Raw genomic sequence first — 19,596 nt, 5'->3', positions numbered from 1 at the left:
GATCTAATGTTACACCGTGACTTCTTCTTTATGCAGTTCAGGCCAATACTCTTTATTCGCTTCCATTAATTCATCCAATATTTCCTTCGCCACCTTAGCGCTAGGAACAGTTTTGGATAAAGTTAAGGCCTGCCATAATTTTTGATAAGATTTTGTGATCCACGCTTCCACTACTAATTTTTCAACAGAGACTTGTTGTTCCATTAATCCTTTTTGAAATTGTGGTATTTCGCCGATGGACAAAGGTTCAGGACCGTTGCTGCCTACGATACAAGGAATTTCAACCATGGCGGTTGGATCGAAATTGGAAATAGCTCCTTTGTTTTCAACAATTAATAACATTCTTTCATGTGTGTTATAAGCAATGGCACGGGCTAAATCCACAATATAGGAGGCATGTTCATCCACATGAAGGGCGCATCCTTCAGTTGATTGATTTTCAATGACTTTTTGGCACTCTGAAAATACGAATTTTTCACGGCCATCCATCACTTCATTGGCTCTTGTATAATTCGGATTAGAATGTTCTACTACGTAATCTGGGTATAGATAATATTTTAAGTATGTGTTTGGCAAAGTGTCCGGATCCACAGCGAAAACATCACGCGCTTTTAAGAACGTATCATTCCAGCTGGTCTCCGCATCATCATTTTTTACAACATATCCGTATTTTGCGACATGTTCTTTTAACTTAGGCATTAAATCATATCCATCTTTATCGCGAATATCCGTCCACCATCCAAAATGGTTTAAACCATAATATCGAACGGTCATTTCCTTACGAGAAGATAACCCCAAAATTTGTGCCATTCGATTTTCGATACCTACAGGCATATCGCATATATTTAACACTTTTGAGTTGGGACGTAAACGTCGAGTGGCTTCTGCTACAATGGCTGCCGGGTTGGAGTAATTGAGCATCCATGCATTGGGAGAGTATTTTTCCATATAATCAATTAACTCTAACACTCCGCCGATTGAACGCATGCCATATGCAATTCCACCTGGTCCGCATGTTTCTTGCCCCACCACTCCATATTTCAATGGAATTTTTTCATCTAATTCCCTCATGGCATATTTTCCTACTCGAATATGAGCCATGACAAAATCGACATCTGTAAATGCTTCTTCTGGATCTGTAGTAGCAATAAATTGAATATCTGGGGCCTTTTCTCTTAAAATAACTTCACAGGCTCCGGCTATGATATCTTGGCGTTCTTTATCATTGTCGTAAAATTTTAATTTACGGATCGGAAATTGGTCTAAATGATCTAATAGCATTAATACAATCCCGGCTGTAAAAGTGCTTCCTCCACCAGCAATAACAATAGAAAATTTTTTCATTTTTCTTCCTCCTTCTCGTAGTGAACGCTTACATTCTTCTTATATCAAATAAAAAATTGCCAAACAATACCAATCGATCATTCTGTCCCTTATCACACTTTTTGTTCTTTTTCACATGAGGTAAACATTTTCTCAAACAGATAATTTTTAATATTTTTTATTTTTGAATTTTTGTTGAGCTGGAAAGGCTACGCCCCTTTAAGAAACGATCGTTTTCGTAATGAAGATCATCCAGTTTTGCTGCTTTCTTCAGCTAATATTTTTTCAAATTGTTCTCGTACTTGAGGAACGGATAAACCCACAATGACTTGAATGGCTTTTCCGTTACGAACGATACCATGTGCTCCAGCGGATTTGAATACACTATCTGTTGTGATTTTTGATTCGTCTTTCACATTTACGCGAAGACGTGTGGCACAATTTGTGACCTCCACAATGTTTTCCGGGCCGCCTAGTGCTTCTAAATATTGGGCTGCTTGAGCCGCATATTCGTTGGCTACTAGATCACCGCTTTGCTTTTTCGCCTTGTAATCAGCTTTTGTATACAATCTAGTTTCTGTTACATTATCTTTTTCGCGTCCTGGAGTCGGAATATTAAATTTCAGAATTAAATATCGGAAAACAAAGAAATAAATAGCTGTAAAAGCTAAACCAATTCCCCATTGTGTTAAATACGTTGTACTATGATATTTAAATAATGGAATCCAGTTTGAACTAGCTATCTCAAGCAGTCCTCCCCCCATATTTCCGACAACACCAAATGCATACATAGTGGCGGACATAGTAGCCGCGAGCACAGCATGTACGGCAAATAACCAAGGAGCAATAAATAAAAATGTAAACTCGATGGGCTCAGTAACGCCTGCAACGACAGCAGTTAAAGTGGCAGGTAGTAAAAGTCCAAAAACTTGTTTTCTTTTTTCGGGTTTTGCAGTCACATACATAGCGGCTGCGATACCAGGGATGCCAAAGATTTTAGACATGCCATGTAGAGAGAATCCTCCTTGTGGGAACATCTCTTTCAGCGAGTGGGCAGATGTTGCGTAATCTTGCAGATGCTCGATCCAATGTTTGGCGATTCCTCCTTCCGTCACGGCAGGGCCAAAAATAAAAGGACCATAAATAAAATGATGCAAACCGGTTGGGATCAGAATGCGCTCTAAGAAGGTATATAACCACACCCCAAATACTCCGGAACTTGATAAAAATCCTTGTAAAGAGGCAACGCCATGTTGAACCATGGGCCAAGCATAGCAAGTAATTAAAGAAACGGGAAGCATGAGAAAAAAGGCAACAATGACAACAAAAGAGGATCCTTGGAAAATCCCGAGAAAGTCAGGCAATTTCGTATCAAAAAAACGATTATGCAGGAAAACCACGATTGAAGAGATAGCGATAGCCCCAATGATGTTTGTATCTAGGGTTTTAATCCCGGCAATCATTGTCAAACCGTTGAAGCCATTGATTTCTTGGTGAAAATCCACCCCAAACTGATCTCCCCAAATAGTTAAGATTGCGCTAATAAAATAGTTAAAGGTTAAATAGGTAACAAGAGCTTCCATACATGCTCTTGCATGGGCTTTTTTGGCCAAGCCAATTGGGATTCCTATGACAAATAATAACGGCATTTGCCGAAAAACGGTCCAACCTCCTTCTTCCACGACAGTCCAGATTTTAGACCACATGCTATGCGGATCGGCGATGGATCCCATGATGTCGGGATTTTTAAACAATGTCGCCAACCCTACAAGTATTCCGGCAAATGGAAAAAGCAGCACCGGAACAAACATAGCCCCGCCAAAACGCTGGATTTTTTGCATCATACCCATTCACTCCTTTTTCCTATTTTCATAATCTAAAAAGAGCAAAAACAAGGATGGCCACCATTCGAAGATGCATCTTATAACAATCGAAAGCGCTTTCTTTATTTTTATAACACATGCTTTTTTTCTTTCACAATATTGGGACAGAAAACTGTTCGTAATCACTTTCATTGTTCGTTTTCTCAAAATGAGGGAAATTTCTCAATCGACTTAATCGATCACTATATGGATGGAAGTTTGGCTTTATTCTTGCAGACAAGCAAATGATTTCTTCTTCGGAGAAACGTTGACAAGTTGGAAAATAGCAGGCGTGCTGCTCATTGTGGCAGGCGTAGCCATGATTAGCGTTCATAGCGGAAGATAACCATTTATATGTCTAAAGAAAAAGACGAGGGAGCAGCTCCTTCGTCTTTTTGTCTTTTGGATGAATCTTAATAGAGTTCTGAAAAGCAACGGATCACACCGCTTATGCTTGTCCCGTTTCCGTTTAAACGGCACGTTTTTTTCTTTTTAAGAAATTCAGCATTTGGTAGAAACCTTCCCGATAAAACAGATACAGCCCTGCGACGTAAAAGACGACTCCGAGCGGCACCAAAATCAGGATCTGCCATAAAGGATAAAGATGATAAAGCGGCAGCGTTTCCTTTATGGCGATCAGTACGACCGACATCACAATAGTCGGCGGTAAAGCTTTTACGATCAATCGAAATAGCCGCACTTTTTGGGACGGATGAAAATCCTTATAAATCACAATGGCCGTGACGATCAAGTAATAGAAGGAAACGATGGAACTGGATAAAGCAAGCCCTTTATATCCTAATGGTTTGATTAAAATCCAGTCCAACAGTGCGTTCAGCAGGATCGTCGTAACGGTCACTCTGAAAATGATTTTTGTTTTCCCCAAGGCGTACATGGCTTTAGAAACGATATATTGCATGCCTTGCGTGACAATAATGGGCAGAAAGCAAACAAGCGCCATATAAGTGTAGTGCGTGTCCACCGCTGTAAACTTTCCTCTTTGGAATAAAAAAGCGATTGCTTCTTGTCCGACTAAATAAATTCCTGCCGTAATGGGCAATAGGGTAACCAGAGAAATTTGCATTCCTGTATAAAAAATATCTTGAAACTTTTCCGGATCATCCAATTGTTCGGATAAAAGCGTAAAGATAATCGCCGCAATCGAAGTGGCGTAAATATTATGCGGGACGGATGTCATAAGCGATGCGTAATTTAAATAAGTAGCCGCCCCCGGAATGCTGGAAGCAAACGCCTTATCGACAAACAGATTGGTTTGGCTGACAACCGAGTTTAACAGCGAAGGGATCAAAAGCACCAGAAACGTTTTCCGAAATGTCGCATCTACATGAAGAGTAGGCTGCCAACGGAATCCCGTTCGATACAGATAGCTGAATTGGATGACCACGCCGATGAAAGTTCCGATGATAAAACCGTAAGCTAAGCTGTTAATTCCCCAATAGCTGGAAAACACCAGAGCGAAAAGCGCACTGGTCAACGGCTGGACAAGCTTGGCGAATTGTGAAGGGACGAACACCCGATGCGCCTGTAAATAGGAATCTAAAATACCACTTAATGCCACTAAGCTCATAAATAAAAAGAAAAATTGAGTGATAGCCACAGCGACTTTTTCTGTCTGTGGTGCCATGTGGCCATAAATGAACGGCACGATGTCAGGAACAAAGAAATAGCCGATCACTGTAATCACGAGGAAAAGCAGAACCGTAAAATTCATGACGCCATTCGCATTTCGTTCCGTTTGTTTAGCGTTCATTTTGGAATGGCTGACGTACAGCGGCAAAAAAACATTGTTAAAACCGCCGGAAATCATGTCCATTGCCAGGCTGATAAAAGAGAAAGCAAGAATATAACCGTCCGTCAGATGACTGACTCCAAATTCCCGTGCAATAATGCTTTCTCTCAGGAATCCCGACAGTTTAACAATGAAAGCTAAAATAGTCAGCCAAATGGCTGTTTTTTTCAAGGACATAACGAGACACCTCTTCAAAATAAAATGCAACAGCCTTCCGAAACGGCAGCCGTTCTATAAGTAACGACTGTTGGAAGAGTTCATATGTTCATGTGTCATATAATGGGAACAGCGCAATCGATGTCCAATAAATGATGGAACGTCGGTCCTGCCCTCTTTTCGATCCAATCAATCCACCTAGAAAAGCCGCCTCGCAGTAAACACGATCTCGTGTTTTTGCAACGCGGCGGGGAACGGTTGATTTTGGTTATGATGGAGAACAGTCTTCATCCTTTATGACGAGGAAAATTTTCCTGCAAGGTGGATGGAACCCCAACAATTTCACAAGGTATACAAATTTTAAATTCTATAAATGATTTATAATGATAGAGTCAAATAATGGATAATTTGGAATCCACTCAAGATGGTTTATATTTTACCATTGGCCTTATGAACATTCAATGTAAATAGTGCAAAGTATCAGTGAATTTGCTATACTATTTGAGTTGAGTACTATGCTTATTAATTTTGCGATTAAAAACAAATTTTTTGTTTTTCAATATCATCATAAAGAGAGGTCTTTCACATGCAAAAAATATGCGTAATGGGATTAGGATACATCGGACTTCCTACTTCTGCAGTTTTTGCGCAGGCAGGCTTTGATGTCGTAGGTGTAGACGTAAACGAAAAAGTGGTGGAAACGTTAAATAGCGGCGGGATCCATATAGAAGAAAACGGTTTGGAAGATGTCGTCAAAGAAGTGGTGAAAAAAGGGAAATTGCGCGCATCTACACAACCGGAAGAAGCGGATGTGTTTATCATTTCCGTCCCGACTCCTATTCATCAAGATGAAACCGCGGATGTAAGTTATGTGATCAGTGCGACGAAGATGATCCTCCCTTATTTGCGCAAAGGCAATATCGTCATTGTGGAATCGACCATTCCGCCTAGAACGATGGATGATATTGTCGCTCCTTTGATCGAACAGGCAGGATTGGATCCAAGAAAAGACGTGTATGTTGCCCACTGTCCGGAACGGGTGCTTCCTGGCCGAATTTTAATCGAGTTGGTGGAAAATACTCGTATTGTCGGAGGGCTGACGCCGGAAGCAGCGAAAAAAGCGGCGGATGTATATCGGAAAGTCGTGACAAAAGGCGAAGTCATTGAAACCGAAGCATTGACGGCGGAAATGTCGAAACTGATGGAAAATACATTCCGTGATGTCAATATCGCCCTTGCCAATGAGTTGGCCAAAATCTCCAACCGACTTGGAGTGGATGCTCATAAAGTAATTGAACTGGCCAATAAGCATCCGCGTGTCAACTTGCATCATCCCGGTCCGGGCGTAGGCGGCCATTGCTTGGCAGTAGACCCTTATTTTATCGTCGAAAAGGCTCCGGAAGAAGCGAACTTAATCAAGTTGTCTCGAGATATCAATAACTCCATGCCTGATTTTGTTGTAGAGCAAGTAGAGAAATTGACGGCGGAATTGGCGAAACCGACGATTGCTCTTTGTGGACTGACTTACAAAGGCAACATTGACGATATCCGCGAAAGTCCGGCTCTTGAAGTAGTAGAAAAACTGATGCAAAATCCGCGCTATGAAATCCGGATTCACGATCCGCACGTTCAACCGGATCAAGTGCCATTTACGCTGCTTCCGTTTGAAGAAGCGATTCAAGATGCTCATCTTGTTGTGATTTTAGCGGATCACAATGAATTCAAACAGCTGGATCCTGCCGTATTGAAACAACGTATGAAAACGCCGGTAGTGTTTGATACGAAAAATTGCACGAATTTAAAAGACGCTGAGGGAATCACCCTTCATCGAATCGGCGATTTGACCAAATTAAAAGCAATTCAGGAATAAAGCAAGGGATGTCAAAAATGGAAAAGGAACAATATTTAGGCGTCTCCGTTTCACCATTGACTTATGAGGAAATCATTGCCGACATTAAAAAGCGGATTGCCGCGGGAAAAAAATCGACCGTCATTGCTGTCAATCCGGAAAAAGTGATGGCGGCGAACCGCGACCCGCTTGTAAAAGAATTAATCAATGAATCCACTTACCAAATACCCGACGGAGTTGGCATGATTATTGCTTCCAAGTTAAAAGGCGGAAAAATTCGCGAACGGGTGACAGGTGTCGATATGATGGGGCGGCTTCTTCGTTTTGCCGCAGAGGAAGGGCACGGTGTATTTTTGTACGGTGCCAAAGAAGAAGTCGTCTCAAAAGCAAAAGAAAATTTGGAACGGCAAATTCCCGGTCTGATCATTTCCGGCTATGAAAACGGCTATGTTCAAGACCAATCAGCTCTTATTCAAAAAATCAACGATTCCAAAGCTGTCCTTTTGTTCGTCGCTTTAGGAAGCCCGAAACAGGAATTGTGGATAAGAGAACATATGAATGAGCTGAAGCATGTGAAAGTGTTTCAAGGAGTGGGCGGCAGCTTTGATGTCTATTCCGGGATGGTCAAACGGGCCCCTGCCTTTTTCCGAAAAGCAGGCTTGGAATGGCTGTATCGGTTAATAAAAGAACCAAAGCGAATTAAGCGTCAAATGGCGTTGCCGAAATTTGTCCTGAAAGTATTGGCCAGTCGTTAAAGAGGAAAATGGCTGGCCTTTTAAAAAGCAGAAAGCGCCACTTGGAGGGGAAGTTCGGATGAAAGTACTCCATGTTATCAGCGGAGGAGAAACCGGGGGATCGCGCAAGCATGTGATTACCCTTTTAAAACAATTTGCAAAGAATGAAGTCGTCTTGGCCGTCTTTCAAGAAGGAGCTTTGTCGAAAGAAGCTCGGGAAAACGGCATTCATGTCGAAGTGTTTCAGCAAACTTCCCGCTATGACCTTTCTGTTTTAAAAAAACTGGCCCGATATATTCGGCAAGAACGGTTTGATTTGCTGCACACTCACGGCCCTCGCGCCAATCTATTCGGTCTTTATTTAAAGAAAAAAACCAATATTTGCTGGGTGACGACGATTCACAGCGATCCATCCCTCGATTTTATGAAAGCAGGAGTGAAAGGAAAAATTTTCACGGCGCTGCATCTTTATGCCGTGAAAAAGATGGATCACTATTTTGCGGTGTCTGAGCGGTTTAAGAAAAATTTAATGGCCGCCGGCATTCGTGGAGATAACATTACCACTATTTACAATGGCATTCATTTTACAGAAGAAAAAGCAGTTCCGGTGCCCAGAGCCGAACTTGGGGCGGACAAGGATGACGTCTTGTTTGTCATGGTGGCGCGTCTGCATCCGATTAAAGGCCATGAAATCGTATTGGAAGCTCTTCAAAAGTTGGGGAATTCACAGGTAAAAGTGCTCTTTGTCGGCGACGGTCCGATTCGAAGCGAGTTGGAACAAGCCGTCGACCGACGCGGCCTCTCCGGTCAAGTTCACTTTCTCGGCTTTCGAAAAGATGTTGAAGAAATTTATGCGGCGTCGGATGTGGCTCTGTTGGCGTCCTATAGCGAAAGTTTTCCTTTGGCACTGCTGGAAGCGGCCAATCAACATTTGCCCGTCATCACCACCGATGTGGGAGGAGTAAATGAATTAATCACGAACGAAAAAACCGGATGGATTGTGCCGACGGGTGATGCCGATCTTTACAGGCAAGCAATGGAGGAAGCGATTTTCCGCAAGCAAAGAGGGGAGTTGGCGAAGATGGGGGATGACCTTTACCAACATGCCTCTCGACATTTTTCCTTGACGAATTTGTATGAAATGATTCGAAATACATATGAACGTTTGCTGTCTTAACAGTCGAAAGTTGCATGCTGATAGGGCATATGGTGTGAGGGTCTGATCCCTCCATGCTTTGTGAATCGATCAGGGGATAAATGATGTTGTTATCCTGTTTTAGCATGGTGGATCCGGCCCTTTCCAATTGAAGAAGCGCTCCTTTTAGATTCAAAAGTTTAGCAGGAAAGAATGATCGTAAAAGGGGTTCTCGTTTCCTTAAACGGAGCGTAAATCATCATTCATTCCAGTCGCTTGTGCCGTTGACGACCATCTTAGGAATCATTTATAATCGGAAAAGTAGTGTTTGCGAAAAATTGCGTTTTTCCTTAATATTTCGACAAACATTGCGTGTCGAAAAAATAGAGTAAAAGGAAGGTTCAAATAGATGGCTGGTTTTCGAGAGAAGTATCAATACATCCTTGTTATGGTTTTATTTGTTTTAGTGGCACTCTTTTTTCCAAACAGTATGATCGGTTTGGCCGTTTCGCTCATAGTAGCTGCGCTGGCGTTTATTCGGCCGAAAGACGGTCTGTTGTTTTTGCTCATCTACTTTCCAACAAGGGCGTTTTTAATAGAGATAAATCCCTCTTTGAAAATAGCCGGTGATTTAATCGCCATTGCTGCCTTTTTAAGAGCGGTTTGGGATCAACGAAACGATTGGAAAAAGATGTTCCAATTTTCGCTGTTTGAATGGGGATTCTTTTTGTTCATTCTTATAGGTTGTGTGTCCGCGCTTATCACGGGGGTTTCCGTAGGGGCTATTATTTTTCAAGTTCGGGCTTTTGTGATTACATACTTGATTTTCTATACAGTGAAGCGGCTGTCGATTGAAAAAGAAGATATTCACCGCTTTTTATGGATTACTTTTACTATGTCTATGATTCTCTCCGTTCAAGGAATTGTCGAAAAAGTATCATTGCGGACTTTGTTGATGCCGGAAACATGGGTGGAGCGTTATATTTCACCGACAAACCGGCAGCGCATTTACGGGTTGATTAACAATCCAAATGTTTTGGCTGTTTACTTAACGCTCGCCTTTATTTGCACGCTATATTTATCAACCCTTGTTTCCAAAAGAACGAAGCTGTTTCTCCTTATTGGTTCAGTTGTGATGATGGGTGTTTGGATTTTGACGTATTCAAGAGGAACGGCTATTGGCCTTGCCGTCGGCTTGATCACCTATTTGGCTTTGTCGAGAAATTGGAAAATCGTTGTGAAAGCTTTGCTGATCATCGTGCTGAGTGTAATAGTGATCAGTATTCCGGTGACAAAAGCGACGGAATTCGTCCAGAATATGAACGTGTTGAAAGAAAAGCCGATTGCGGCGCCTGATCAGCAAGGAGATGAATCACACGCGGAAAAACGGCTGAAAGAGACGTTTGAAGGCAGTACGATCGAGCAAAGTAAAAATACCGGCCGCTTGTTCATTGTCAGAAAGGGTCTGCAAATATTTAAAGACCATCCTGTTATTGGTTCCGGATTTTCGACATTTGGCGATTCAGCGTCAAAATCGTATTCATCGCCGATTTATAAACATTATGGGATCAACTTGAATATTTATTCGGATAATCAATATATTCAAGTAATTGCCGAAACAGGGGTGCTTGGCGTTGTTGGCTTTGCCGTTTTCCTGCTGGGAATGCTGGCTTTTCTCTGGAAAAACAGACATACGGCTTCCCCGTACGCCGATGCGCTTATTTCGATATTAATTGCCGTTTATGTTTGCGGACTGCTTTATAATATTTGGGAAGACAAAACGTTCACCGCCTATTTCTATATGATCCTTGGAGGAGTGGCTTCTATGGCGGCAGAAACGTTTGGGCGTCCCTTAAGATTTAGATGAGAAACGCATCAGCAACAATTTTTGTAAAAAAAGGAGAGTATATGGCTGGCGGCCTGCTCTCCTTTTTTGTTTATATCCGTTCTTGGTTTTGGCGGAATTCGATCTGTTCTTTCGTTTTCTTCCGGTGCAGAGGGACAACTTTTCTCTTTTTCTGTATCGCTTGCGATACTATTTTCTGCTAAACTCTTATATGTAAGGTGGATAAGCGAATGGCCGGCGCTTTTTGCGTATTCGGTTTTTCTTTCAGACGTGCACTCGTTTGTTTATATCCGCCTACAAGAGAGAAAGGTGATATAGGGGAAACGTGGATAAAGAAAGTGCTGCCCTAATGATGTATCACGTAGACACGGATGAATGATCTTTCTTTGTTGTGCAAGCAAGAAGAAGGAAAAAGCATGAAAGCACAGTCATAAAGGGTCACCCGTGCGATAGCTGAGAAACGATGGAATGAAAGATTCATTTTATTGATAAATAAGAGGAGGCAAATCATGAAAATTTTACTCGCCACGGCTTATGATTATCCTCATGCGGGAGGGTTGTCCACTCATGTGACGACATTGAAAGCGGGACTTGAGGAGCTCGGCCATCAAGTGGATATCCTTTCTTTTTCGGACGTGCCTGCATGGAAGCGGAAAGCGCTGGCACAAGGACCAAGCTTCATATTAAATAAGTTTAAAAAAGGAAAAGGCATTGTATGGTCTCACAAGATGAGGAGAAAGTTTCTTTATGGGCTGATCGAAGCCAACAAACAGAAAGGATATGACCTCATCAATGCCCAAGATCCTTTCACTGTATTAGCCGCATTGGCGACCGGAATCCCGACAGTGGCTACTGTTCACGGTTATATGACGTTTGAGTCCATCAGTAAAGGATCGTTGCTGGAAAACAGCGCGGAAGAAGAATACATGAAAGATATTGAAGTACAAGCCTATCGAGGTGCGAGAAAAGTCATCACGGTTGATCAGCGCTTGAAGGAGTATGTGAAAGAAGTTTCCGGGATCGATGCCACGGCGGTGCGGAATTTCATCGATATCCATCAATTTAAGCCGAATAAAGAGAAAAAACAAGAATATAGAAAGAAATATGGTTTGTCGGCGGATGACCGTGTTTTATTTGTGCCTCGCCGGTTGACCAGAAAAAATGGAGTGATCTACCCGGCTCTGGCGCTTCCAGAAGTATTGAAAGAATTTCCTCAAACCAAGCTGATTTATGCCGGCAGCGGAGAAGCGTTGGATGAATTGAAAGAGATTGTGGAAGAAAACCGTCTCAACGATCATGTTGTCTTTTTGGGAGCCATTCCGCACGAGCAAATTAAGGAGTTTTATGCCCTTTCTGATGTCGTATTAGTCCCTAGCGTCCACTCTGCAGGGGTAGAAGAGGCTACTTCCATTTCTGCTTTAGAGGCGATGGGATCCGGCTCTCCTCTTATCGCCAGCGCGGTGGGCGGTTTAAAAGAAATTGTCAACCACCAAGAAGACGGCTTGCTCGTGGAGGAGAAAAACATCAAAGAACTAGTCGAGTCTATTGTTTACTTATTCCAACATCCTGAAAAAGGAGAGGAATTCGCAGCCAAAGCCCGTCAAAAAATCGAATCGGAATACTCCCATATCTCCGCAGCGAAAAAATATGAATCGGTGTATTTAAAAGCCCTTTAGAATTGGATGATATGGAAAATAACAAAGCGGTCCCTGTCAACGTGGGGACCGCTTGCAACATCAAGATCGATAACCTGATTAAGAGTTTTCAGGCCGATCAACTTAAATTCCAAAACCCGCAGCAAGTGAACTACCCTCCACTTATCAACCTTACGGTTTGATTGAAGTGGGGGCTTCTCGGGTAATCCCGTCTAATGACAGAAAATTGACCGAGCTAACCCTCTCGTTCCGAAAGTTATTATTCTTTATGCTAATATGCGTAATCCTTCATTTTTGATATTGATTGCTGAATTGTGATCACGATCTAATACAAAACCGCAAGAACATTCATATACACGTTTAGATAATGGCATTTCTTTTTCCTTGCCACAACAAGAACATTTCTTAGTAGAAGGGAACCACTTATCGATTTTTACAAGTTGTTTCCCTTGTTCTTTTAGCTTGTATTCTAAGAAAGTAGTGAACATACCCCAGCCATTATCATGAACACTTTTTCCAAAATTGAGGGCTTGAGACATTCCTTTCATGTCTAAGTCCTCAATGATAACTGCGTCATAGGTTGATGCTAATTCTTTTGATTTATGGTGAAGAAAATTCTTGCGTTGATTGGCAATTTTCTCTTGTAACTTTGCTACTTTCAAACGTTGTTTTTCCCAACGTGCAGAACCTTTTTTTCTGCGAGAAAGAATTCGTTGTGCTTTTGCCAGTTTGTCTAATGCTTGTCGATAGTACCGTGGGTAATTGGCTTTCTCACCCTGTTCACTCTCGACATATAGACCGTCCATAGCAAAATCTAAGCCAACTACTTTTTGAATCTTTACTGACTGAATATCTTTCTCGTATTCTGTCAAAATCGAAATATAATATTTACCTGTCTTTGTTTTAGAAATAGTACAAGATTTGATTTTATAATCAGCAGGTATTTCTCTATGTCGGTTCATTTTCATTGGCTTTTTGATTTTTGGTAGTTTGATATGACCATTTTCTAGCTTAATATTGCCGTTGACCATATTAGTTGTATAGGATTGTTTTGCTTTACGATTTTTGAACTTTGGAAAATCCGCATTTCCTTCAAAGAAATTCTTATAAGCAGTCTGTAAGTTCATTTGTGCATTTGCCAAAGCTAAAGAATCCACTTCTTTTAGGAATGGAAATTCACTTTTATATTTTGCAGGGGTCGGAAACTTTTGCTTTTTAAGCAATTCTTTATCATCCTTGAACTTTTCATACGTTTCTTTGCGTTCAGCTAACATCTTATTGTAGACAAAGCGAACACAACCAAATGTCTTAGCTAATAATGCGGATTGTTCTTTGTTTGGTAACAAACGAAACTTGAAAGCTTTGTTTTGCTTGGCCATATCAATTCACCTCACTTTGTGCGGAAAAATTTCGTATATATTGATTATACCGTAAAAAATCCGTACAATCAATATGAGGTGATAATCATGAGAGAAGAGAAAGAACGTGTAGAAATTCGTATGCCTAAGACGATATTAGAAAAATTGGAGCAATATCAAAAAGAAAATGGGATTCCAACTAGAACAGCCGCAATCTTAGAATTGTTGAGAAAGGGATTGGAAAAATAACTTTGGCTAAAGCCAACCGAAATTCATCTCCCACCTACTCATTGGTGCTATTCGCACCTTCACATTCCTAGAGGATGGGAGACTTCTTTCGGAAAGACGTTAAAACGTCTTCCAGCTCATTAGCAGTATTTGTACTATCCGTAAAGCTATCCATATCGTCTCCATCTTCGGCGAGAGGAAGATTGTCGAAATGGAGATCTACTTCTTGATCAGGTTCATGAATGGCCACTTCATTGCTTTTGAACGTTCCGGCAGGCAATTTTAATTTTGCGGAAATTTTCGTTGAACCATCCGTTTCCACGGGGCCGAACTCATCTATATCTCCCACTCGCTTGCCGGTGCTTTTTCCATTCACATAAACAACAGCATCATCATAGTCAGAATATATCGTGACGTGATTCCCTGTCAGATCCAGATCAGCGTATAAATTATGATCGGTTGCATCCGTTTTCGGATCGAGCTCTTTTTTGTCGGAAACATTGGCGTATTTTCCCTCATAAAAAGCTTTGACCGTATGTTCCGAAGGCAGGAAGGGGCCGAAAGTTCGTTCTTTATCTTTTTCGATGTAACCCATTTTTTTGTTGTCAATGTATAAAAGAGAATGATTTCGGTTAACCGTTACTTTAATAAAAAACGGATGAGGAACAATTTTGTATTGGTCAATCAGACTCCATTTTTTATCTGATTTTTCGATGCTGACAAATGGTTCATCTTCTGGTTTTACAACTTCAACCCCGTTTTCCAAAAGACGAGCATCATTCCTCAGTTTTTTGATCATGCTCGTATACTCGTCCGGATTTTTCTTTAAATACTGAATGAACTGTTTGGCTCCCTCTTCGTCAACTTTCATTTCTGTTTGGCCTGAATTGAACAGGTTGGCAAGTTCTTTGGCATTTCCCTGTTCGACTGTTTTATTGAAATGTTCCACTAATTTGGACGGTTTATGGTTCGATTCCGCTATTTTGTAAGCAAAAAAAGCGGCTGCCAATACAATCACAGATATGGACAAAATGATTTTGCTTTTCTTAGAAATTCCTTTTCCTGAAAATGATTTCAATCTACGGCTCGGGCTTGGTGTTTCCGGCCCGACAGGCTCAGAGTTTTCTACTGCGGCGCCACAATGAGTGCAGAATCCTTGCCCTTGCTTTAATTTTTGGCCGCATTGCTTGCAATAAATTTCCAAATAAGCCCCCTCCTTTTTAAAATAAACCATGACAATAGGACTATTAATATATTACTTGAACAAGATAAAGTTCACAATGTTTTCTGGAAATGAAGTTATATTTATCCAGATTCATAAGCCTATAGTTATATACAATAATGGATCTATATGATAAATTTGTAATATCTGACCATAAGGAGGTATGGAAATGGGCGAATTGCAAACTAGAATTGGAGGGGGTTTGTTTAAGATCAAAGGTGGTCTTGAGCAAGGTAAGCAGAAGGTCCTATTGACCCAGGAAATCCTCCAGCACAAAAAAGTGATCGAAGAAGCCGGAGCCAAGCGGGCAGATTTTATTCTCCAGTTAGGGGAAGAGGTTTATAGAAAAATGAGATCCGGCGAATGGGAGCATAAAGAGTGGAGTGAGAGAATAGCTGAGATTGCTGGGCTTGATCAAACCATTTATAGGGCCAAACAAGAATTACAAAGACTGAATCAAAAGTTTGGATCTGATAATGTTTGCCGGCAATGCGGGGCTCAAGTGACCCCTTTGGACAAGTTTTGCGGCTCCTGTGGTGCGAAGGTAGTTCGGGAAGAAGATGTAAAAGAGACCGAAACAGTGGCTTGCTCTTTGTGTGGTGAACAAGTTCCTGTATCCGCCCAATTTTGCAAATGTTGTGGGACAAAAATGCATTGACAGGAGGTGGAGCAATGTATTGTAAATCATGTGGTGCGGAAAATAGTGATTCCAGTAATTACTGTTGGCAAGATGGTGCGTATTTAGCGGGAGATGGAAGAGCGTATCAACTGCTAACGCCGAAAAATGAGAGTGTCTATTGTTCGAATTGCGGTGAAAAAGTGTCGGAAACGGACAATTATTGCCAATCCTGCGGCAAGGAGTTATTTCTTTATAAGGGTGCTGAACGGGAAAAGCAAATAAAACCTGCTGTTTCATTGGGATTTCCTGCTTTTCAATTTTCGTATTTAAAAAAAGCCTTTATTCCGTCTATTAGCGCTTTTATACTCATGTTAATTCTTAATGCTGCGTTATTTCTTTTTGAGCAGCACAAGTTTGATGAGCTGATCCAAAACATAAGCGAAAACAATCAATATTTTAACATTATTTCCGAAAGAAGTCTCCCACTTCAAGCGTGTGAAGGGCGATAGCCCAACGATAAGTGGGAGATGAATTTCGGTTGGCGTTAGCCAACTAATAGGATAGAATATAGCTAGAACGGACACCTTCGGAACGAAGGGAAGCGTAAAGGGTTCTTGTGTGTGGCTTACCGTTCAGCGAACACGCACAAGTCGCTTGAAGCCCCCGCCTCTAAGCGAAGCGTAGGTGGTGGGTAGTTCACTTTTGTAGAGGATCTTTCTCGTGAAGTAAACACCGATTTATATCCATTAAGTCATCCAATAGGATTGACCGATGTCGTGATGTTTACTCATTTGGTGGAGCCTACCTTTCACTTTAGCGTCAATGGATCTGCAGGTTATGGAGACACAGGTTCAATGAAGGGAACATTACATATTGATACTTTGTTTTTATTATTGATTTTTATTCCGATTTTTTCCTCGTTTTGCATCGGGGTTTTCAAGGGACGGAAGCAACGGACTGATAGCTTTTATGAGCAAATCTATAAAGCTGCAGCCATTGGATTGATTTACGGTATATTTTTAAGCGTGTTTTCTCTTTTTAGCGGTTTTTCATTTGATCGATCTTTTGCAAGTCAATATTATAAAATTCATTTGGGACTTTCATACTTCTTATTCATTTATTCAATGCTTTTTTACGGGTGGCTTCATAGCAGCGATCTTTAGTTTGATCGGCATGTTATTTGCCCGAGATTACCGCCATTTTACCAGCCATTTAATCGGGAATGTATCATTTGGACATGCCATTCACCAAGGGTTTTCAACGTTTATTCGCGGACTCGTCAGTGTGATGGCGGTCACCGTTATCGTTGTTTTGATCCAAGTAAACAAGTGGAAGGAAAATTTAGCGCTCCTTTTAGATGTCTCTGGTATGGATAAAATGACGGAAAATACGTCTATGTTTGCCACATTAGTCGGAACGCAGCTAGGGGCGTTCATTTGGAACTTATTGCATTTATCACCGCTCACTAATCATTGGAAATGGGAAGACAGCGAGGGGGAACTTACATATTCCTTGTTTTCCGGTTTAAATAGCTCACATCCGGAATTCCTTCCATCGGATGCGGATTTGATGAATTTACTGGATCCTCCCATTTATTTAAAACTTGCGGTTTTAATCCCCATTTTCTTGTGTCTTTTCGCCGGCTATCGGCTGACGATGAAAAATGGATTATCCTTTAAGGAAATCGCAGTTTTTAGTTTGACTTACAGTTTTTTTATGCTTTGTTTGGCCGGAATTTCTAATTGGACTGTAGGAACCACTTTCTTTTCATCTGATAATAATTTAGAACAGTCCTTTCATTTTTCTTTAGGATTTCATTTGTTTGGGGTCTTTATTCGCAGTTTGCTTTTTTCTTATCTGTTTGCCGTTTTGGGAGGCTATTTGGCCAAAAAGAGACACATGGTGAACTGAGTTGAGACAGAATAAAGAAAGTAAGCGTTGAGGCAAAGCTCGCTTGTAAGCTGGTCTCTGGAACGGAAAATGCTTTTTTCGGAAAATCCCGGAGAAAGATCACTGACTCTGGCGCCATGAGGCAGTTGTTTCTTATTTGCGAACGATCGATTAAAAAACTTCTGCAGCGGGAAGAGTATAAGATAGAACACGGAAAATGGGGAGTGATAAGATGAAGAAATTAGCGTGGACAACGTTGGCTCTGGGAGCTGCCTATTTGCTTCGAAATAAAGAATCCCGCCAAAAACTTATGCGCCAGTTTCAAGGGCTTAATCCTAATTCTGGAAACAGCCATAATGCTCGATAAAAGAGAACTCTTCCCTTCATTGGGAAGGGTTCTTTTTTTGTCCAAAATAAAAAGGCGGTTTTTGAAGATTGTTCATATAGTTCTTTCTTGTTTTTTGGGATGGTCACTAGGTAAAAAGAAGCAGTATTGAAGGTCGCAACACACATAGGATTTATTTTATGTAAGAAAAGCTAACGATGTGACTGATTTGAATACAGATTTTTCGGATTTTTTTCAATTTATAGTCTTGATTCAATAGGAATAACGTATTATGATAATAATACAGACATAATATGATAGAAAATATAACATAATAAAAAGGGGAGATGGGAAATGGATATCGCCACTTCTGCATTTATGTTTCTTGCTACGCTTCTTGTTTGGATTATGACACCTGGAATTGCATTATTTTACGGCGGAATGGTGAAAAGCAAGAATGTTCTAAGTACAACGATGCAAAGTTTCAGCTCTATCGCCATTGTTTCGATTATTTGGATTATAGCGGGTTATTCACTTGCTTTTTCCACTGGCGGAAATGCTCTTATCGGAAATTTAGATTGGGCGGGTCTGAAAGGAGTCTCTTTTAAGCCGAACCCGGATTATAGTTCTGATATTCCACATAATCTTTTTATGATGTTTCAGCTCACGTTTGCCATTTTGACAGTAGCGATTATTACAGGGGCTTTTGCGGAAAGGATGCGCTTCTCTTCTTATCTTATATTCATTACTTTATGGTCTTTGTTCGTTTATTCGCCTGTCGCTCATTGGGTGTGGGGCGTCGGCGGTTGGCTTCGCGAATTAGGTGTTCTTGATTTCGCCGGCGGGAATGTCGTTCATATTTCTTCAGGCGTCACAGGCCTTGTGCTGGCTATTGTATTAGGCAAACGTAAAGATGCGCAGAATACGACACCGCATAATTTGCCGCTTACCATTATGGGGGGAGCGCTGGTTTGGCTTGGCTGGTACGGTTTTAATGTCGGCAGTGCTTTGACCCTTAACGATGTAGCAATGATCGCCTTTATTAATACGAATACAGCGGCAGCTGCCGGTATTATTGGATGGGTAGTAGTGGAATGGCTGGTGAATAAAAAGCCGACGATGCTTGGAGCCGTTTCTGGCGCCATTGCTGGACTCGTTGCCATCACGCCCGCTTGCGGATTCGTAACACCGTTCGCTTCCATCATCATAGGACTTGTTGGAGGAGCCCTTTGTTTCTGGGGAGTTTCTTACTTAAAAGCAAAGTTAGGCTATGACGATGCTCTCGACGCATTCGGTTTGCACGGAATCGGCGGTACTTGGGGAGGAATTGCTACCGGTTTGTTTTCCACCGTTTCCGTCAACTCTGCGGGGGCCAACGGATTGTTTTACGGCGGTGCCGGCTTGCTTTGGAAGCAGCTTGTAGCCATTGGCGCGACATATGTATTTGTTGCACTTGTTTCTTTTATCATTATTAAGGCAATCGGATTGGTCTTGCCGATTCGAGTGAACGAGGAAGAAGAAACGGTTGGGCTGGATATTACCATTCACGGTGAAAAGGCGTATCACGACTAATTTTTTATAGGG

16 protein-coding genes are annotated in these 19,596 nt (G+C 41.4%); 11 read left to right on the top strand and 5 right to left on the bottom strand.

Annotated features, from left to right (window positions below; all coding sequences use genetic code 11):
- Nucleotides 1-9 precede the first annotated feature (9 nt).
- The 3 genes from N1I87_RS16415 to murJ form a co-directional block, all read right to left on the bottom strand.
- Nucleotides 10-1,344 carry a 6-phospho-alpha-glucosidase gene (locus tag N1I87_RS16415; RefSeq protein ID WP_003352995.1) on the bottom strand — a complete coding sequence of 445 codons (1,335 nt, stop codon included), beginning with the start codon at nt 1,342-1,344 and terminating at the stop codon, nt 10-12.
- Nucleotides 1,345-1,571: 227 nt separating this feature from the next.
- On the bottom strand, nt 1,572-3,167 hold the full coding sequence (locus tag N1I87_RS16410; protein WP_341102936.1) for an alpha-glucoside-specific PTS transporter subunit IIBC: 1,596 nt from the start codon (nt 3,165-3,167) through the stop codon (nt 1,572-1,574).
- 487 nt (nt 3,168-3,654) lie between these two features.
- The gene (gene murJ / locus N1I87_RS16405; RefSeq protein ID WP_327797478.1) at nt 3,655-5,172 is read right to left on the bottom strand and encodes a murein biosynthesis integral membrane protein MurJ; all 1,518 of its coding nucleotides are present in this window, start codon (nt 5,170-5,172) and stop codon (nt 3,655-3,657) included.
- 565 nt (nt 5,173-5,737) lie between these two features.
- On the opposite strand from murJ, the gene N1I87_RS16400 reads away from it, so the two are divergent.
- The 5 genes from N1I87_RS16400 (at nt 5,738) to N1I87_RS16380 (ending at nt 12,391) form a co-directional block, all read left to right on the top strand.
- On the top strand, nt 5,738-7,021 hold the full coding sequence (locus N1I87_RS16400) for a nucleotide sugar dehydrogenase (protein WP_003352990.1): 1,284 nt from the start codon (nt 5,738-5,740) through the stop codon (nt 7,019-7,021).
- 17 nt (nt 7,022-7,038) lie between these two features.
- Entirely contained in the window at nt 7,039-7,755 is a 717-nt protein-coding gene (locus N1I87_RS16395) for a WecB/TagA/CpsF family glycosyltransferase (protein ID WP_270584013.1), read from the top strand.
- Nucleotides 7,756-7,813: 58 nt separating this feature from the next.
- The gene (locus N1I87_RS16390) at nt 7,814-8,911 is read left to right on the top strand and encodes a glycosyltransferase family 4 protein (RefSeq protein ID WP_341102933.1); all 1,098 of its coding nucleotides are present in this window, start codon (nt 7,814-7,816) and stop codon (nt 8,909-8,911) included.
- A gap of 367 nt (nt 8,912-9,278) precedes the next feature.
- The gene (locus N1I87_RS16385) at nt 9,279-10,736 is read left to right on the top strand and encodes an O-antigen ligase family protein (RefSeq protein ID WP_341102931.1); all 1,458 of its coding nucleotides are present in this window, start codon (nt 9,279-9,281) and stop codon (nt 10,734-10,736) included.
- 488 nt (nt 10,737-11,224) lie between these two features.
- Nucleotides 11,225-12,391 (top strand): glycosyltransferase family 4 protein, encoded by a 1,167-nt coding sequence (locus N1I87_RS16380; protein ID WP_341102929.1) that lies wholly within the window; start codon nt 11,225-11,227, stop codon nt 12,389-12,391.
- Nucleotides 12,392-12,636: 245 nt separating this feature from the next.
- Here N1I87_RS16380 and N1I87_RS16375 read toward each other — a convergent pair whose 3' ends face one another.
- Complete coding sequence (locus N1I87_RS16375) at nt 12,637-13,749, bottom strand: RNA-guided endonuclease InsQ/TnpB family protein (protein WP_341102926.1); 1,113 nt, start codon at nt 13,747-13,749, stop codon at nt 12,637-12,639.
- Nucleotides 13,750-13,836: 87 nt separating this feature from the next.
- Here N1I87_RS16375 and N1I87_RS16370 point away from each other — a divergent pair, with 87 nt between their 5' ends.
- Entirely contained in the window at nt 13,837-13,977 is a 141-nt protein-coding gene (locus N1I87_RS16370) for a ribbon-helix-helix protein, CopG family (RefSeq protein ID WP_003352379.1), read from the top strand.
- Between the two features lie 67 nt (nt 13,978-14,044).
- On the opposite strand, the gene N1I87_RS16365 is transcribed toward N1I87_RS16370, so the two are convergent.
- Nucleotides 14,045-15,160: a zinc ribbon domain-containing protein gene (locus N1I87_RS16365; RefSeq protein WP_341102924.1), complete on the bottom strand. Its 1,116-nt coding sequence runs from the start codon at nt 15,158-15,160 to the stop codon at nt 14,045-14,047.
- A gap of 187 nt (nt 15,161-15,347) precedes the next feature.
- Here N1I87_RS16365 and N1I87_RS16360 point away from each other — a divergent pair, with 187 nt between their 5' ends.
- The 5 genes from N1I87_RS16360 to N1I87_RS16340 all read left to right on the top strand — a co-directional run bounded on the left by N1I87_RS16360 (nt 15,348) and on the right by N1I87_RS16340 (nt 19,584).
- Nucleotides 15,348-15,836, top strand: coding sequence for a zinc ribbon domain-containing protein (locus N1I87_RS16360; RefSeq protein WP_048624175.1), 489 nt, complete (start codon nt 15,348-15,350; stop codon nt 15,834-15,836).
- A gap of 14 nt (nt 15,837-15,850) precedes the next feature.
- Nucleotides 15,851-16,306 (top strand): zinc ribbon domain-containing protein, encoded by a 456-nt coding sequence (locus tag N1I87_RS16355; protein ID WP_341102922.1) that lies wholly within the window; start codon nt 15,851-15,853, stop codon nt 16,304-16,306.
- 544 nt (nt 16,307-16,850) lie between these two features.
- A complete protein-coding gene (locus N1I87_RS16350; RefSeq protein ID WP_341102920.1) occupies nt 16,851-17,708 on the top strand; it encodes a hypothetical protein in 858 nt (285 codons plus the stop codon).
- Between the two features lie 211 nt (nt 17,709-17,919).
- Nucleotides 17,920-18,054, top strand: a complete 135-nt coding sequence (locus tag N1I87_RS16345; protein WP_341102918.1) for a hypothetical protein — start codon at nt 17,920-17,922, stop codon at nt 18,052-18,054.
- Between the two features lie 312 nt (nt 18,055-18,366).
- Nucleotides 18,367-19,584, top strand: coding sequence for an ammonium transporter (locus N1I87_RS16340; RefSeq protein ID WP_341102916.1), 1,218 nt, complete (start codon nt 18,367-18,369; stop codon nt 19,582-19,584).
- Nucleotides 19,585-19,596 lie beyond the last annotated feature (12 nt).

The sequence above is a fragment of the Bacillus sp. FSL W8-0102 genome (assembly GCF_038007225.1).
GTDB lineage: Bacteria > Bacillota > Bacilli > Bacillales > DSM-4216 > Bacillus_O > Bacillus_O smithii.
The sequence above is the reverse complement of the archived record's forward strand: the minus strand, read 5'-3'. Positions and strand labels throughout refer to the sequence as shown.

What these genes read in the sequence shown, in the direction of transcription:
- N1I87_RS16380 (WP_341102929.1), top strand. Translation starts at nt 11,225, where the DNA reads ATGAAAATTTTACTCGCCACGGCTTATGATTATCCTCATGCGGGAGGG.
- N1I87_RS16395 (WP_270584013.1), top strand. Translation starts at nt 7,039, where the DNA reads ATGGAAAAGGAACAATATTTAGGCGTCTCCGTTTCACCATTGACTTAT.
- N1I87_RS16410 (WP_341102936.1), bottom strand. Translation starts at nt 3,167, where the DNA reads ATGATGCAAAAAATCCAGCGTTTTGGCGGGGCTATGTTTGTTCCGGTG.
- N1I87_RS16385 (WP_341102931.1), top strand. Translation starts at nt 9,279, where the DNA reads ATGGCTGGTTTTCGAGAGAAGTATCAATACATCCTTGTTATGGTTTTA.
- N1I87_RS16415 (WP_003352995.1), bottom strand. Translation starts at nt 1,344, where the DNA reads ATGAAAAAATTTTCTATTGTTATTGCTGGTGGAGGAAGCACTTTTACA.
- N1I87_RS16345 (WP_341102918.1), top strand. Translation starts at nt 17,920, where the DNA reads ATGAAGAAATTAGCGTGGACAACGTTGGCTCTGGGAGCTGCCTATTTG.
- N1I87_RS16400 (WP_003352990.1), top strand. Translation starts at nt 5,738, where the DNA reads ATGCAAAAAATATGCGTAATGGGATTAGGATACATCGGACTTCCTACT.
- N1I87_RS16390 (WP_341102933.1), top strand. Translation starts at nt 7,814, where the DNA reads ATGAAAGTACTCCATGTTATCAGCGGAGGAGAAACCGGGGGATCGCGC.
- N1I87_RS16355 (WP_341102922.1), top strand. Translation starts at nt 15,851, where the DNA reads ATGTATTGTAAATCATGTGGTGCGGAAAATAGTGATTCCAGTAATTAC.
- N1I87_RS16370 (WP_003352379.1), top strand. Translation starts at nt 13,837, where the DNA reads ATGAGAGAAGAGAAAGAACGTGTAGAAATTCGTATGCCTAAGACGATA.
- N1I87_RS16360 (WP_048624175.1), top strand. Translation starts at nt 15,348, where the DNA reads ATGGGCGAATTGCAAACTAGAATTGGAGGGGGTTTGTTTAAGATCAAA.
- N1I87_RS16340 (WP_341102916.1), top strand. Translation starts at nt 18,367, where the DNA reads ATGGATATCGCCACTTCTGCATTTATGTTTCTTGCTACGCTTCTTGTT.
- N1I87_RS16375 (WP_341102926.1), bottom strand. Translation starts at nt 13,749, where the DNA reads ATGGCCAAGCAAAACAAAGCTTTCAAGTTTCGTTTGTTACCAAACAAA.
- murJ (WP_327797478.1), bottom strand. Translation starts at nt 5,172, where the DNA reads ATGTCCTTGAAAAAAACAGCCATTTGGCTGACTATTTTAGCTTTCATT.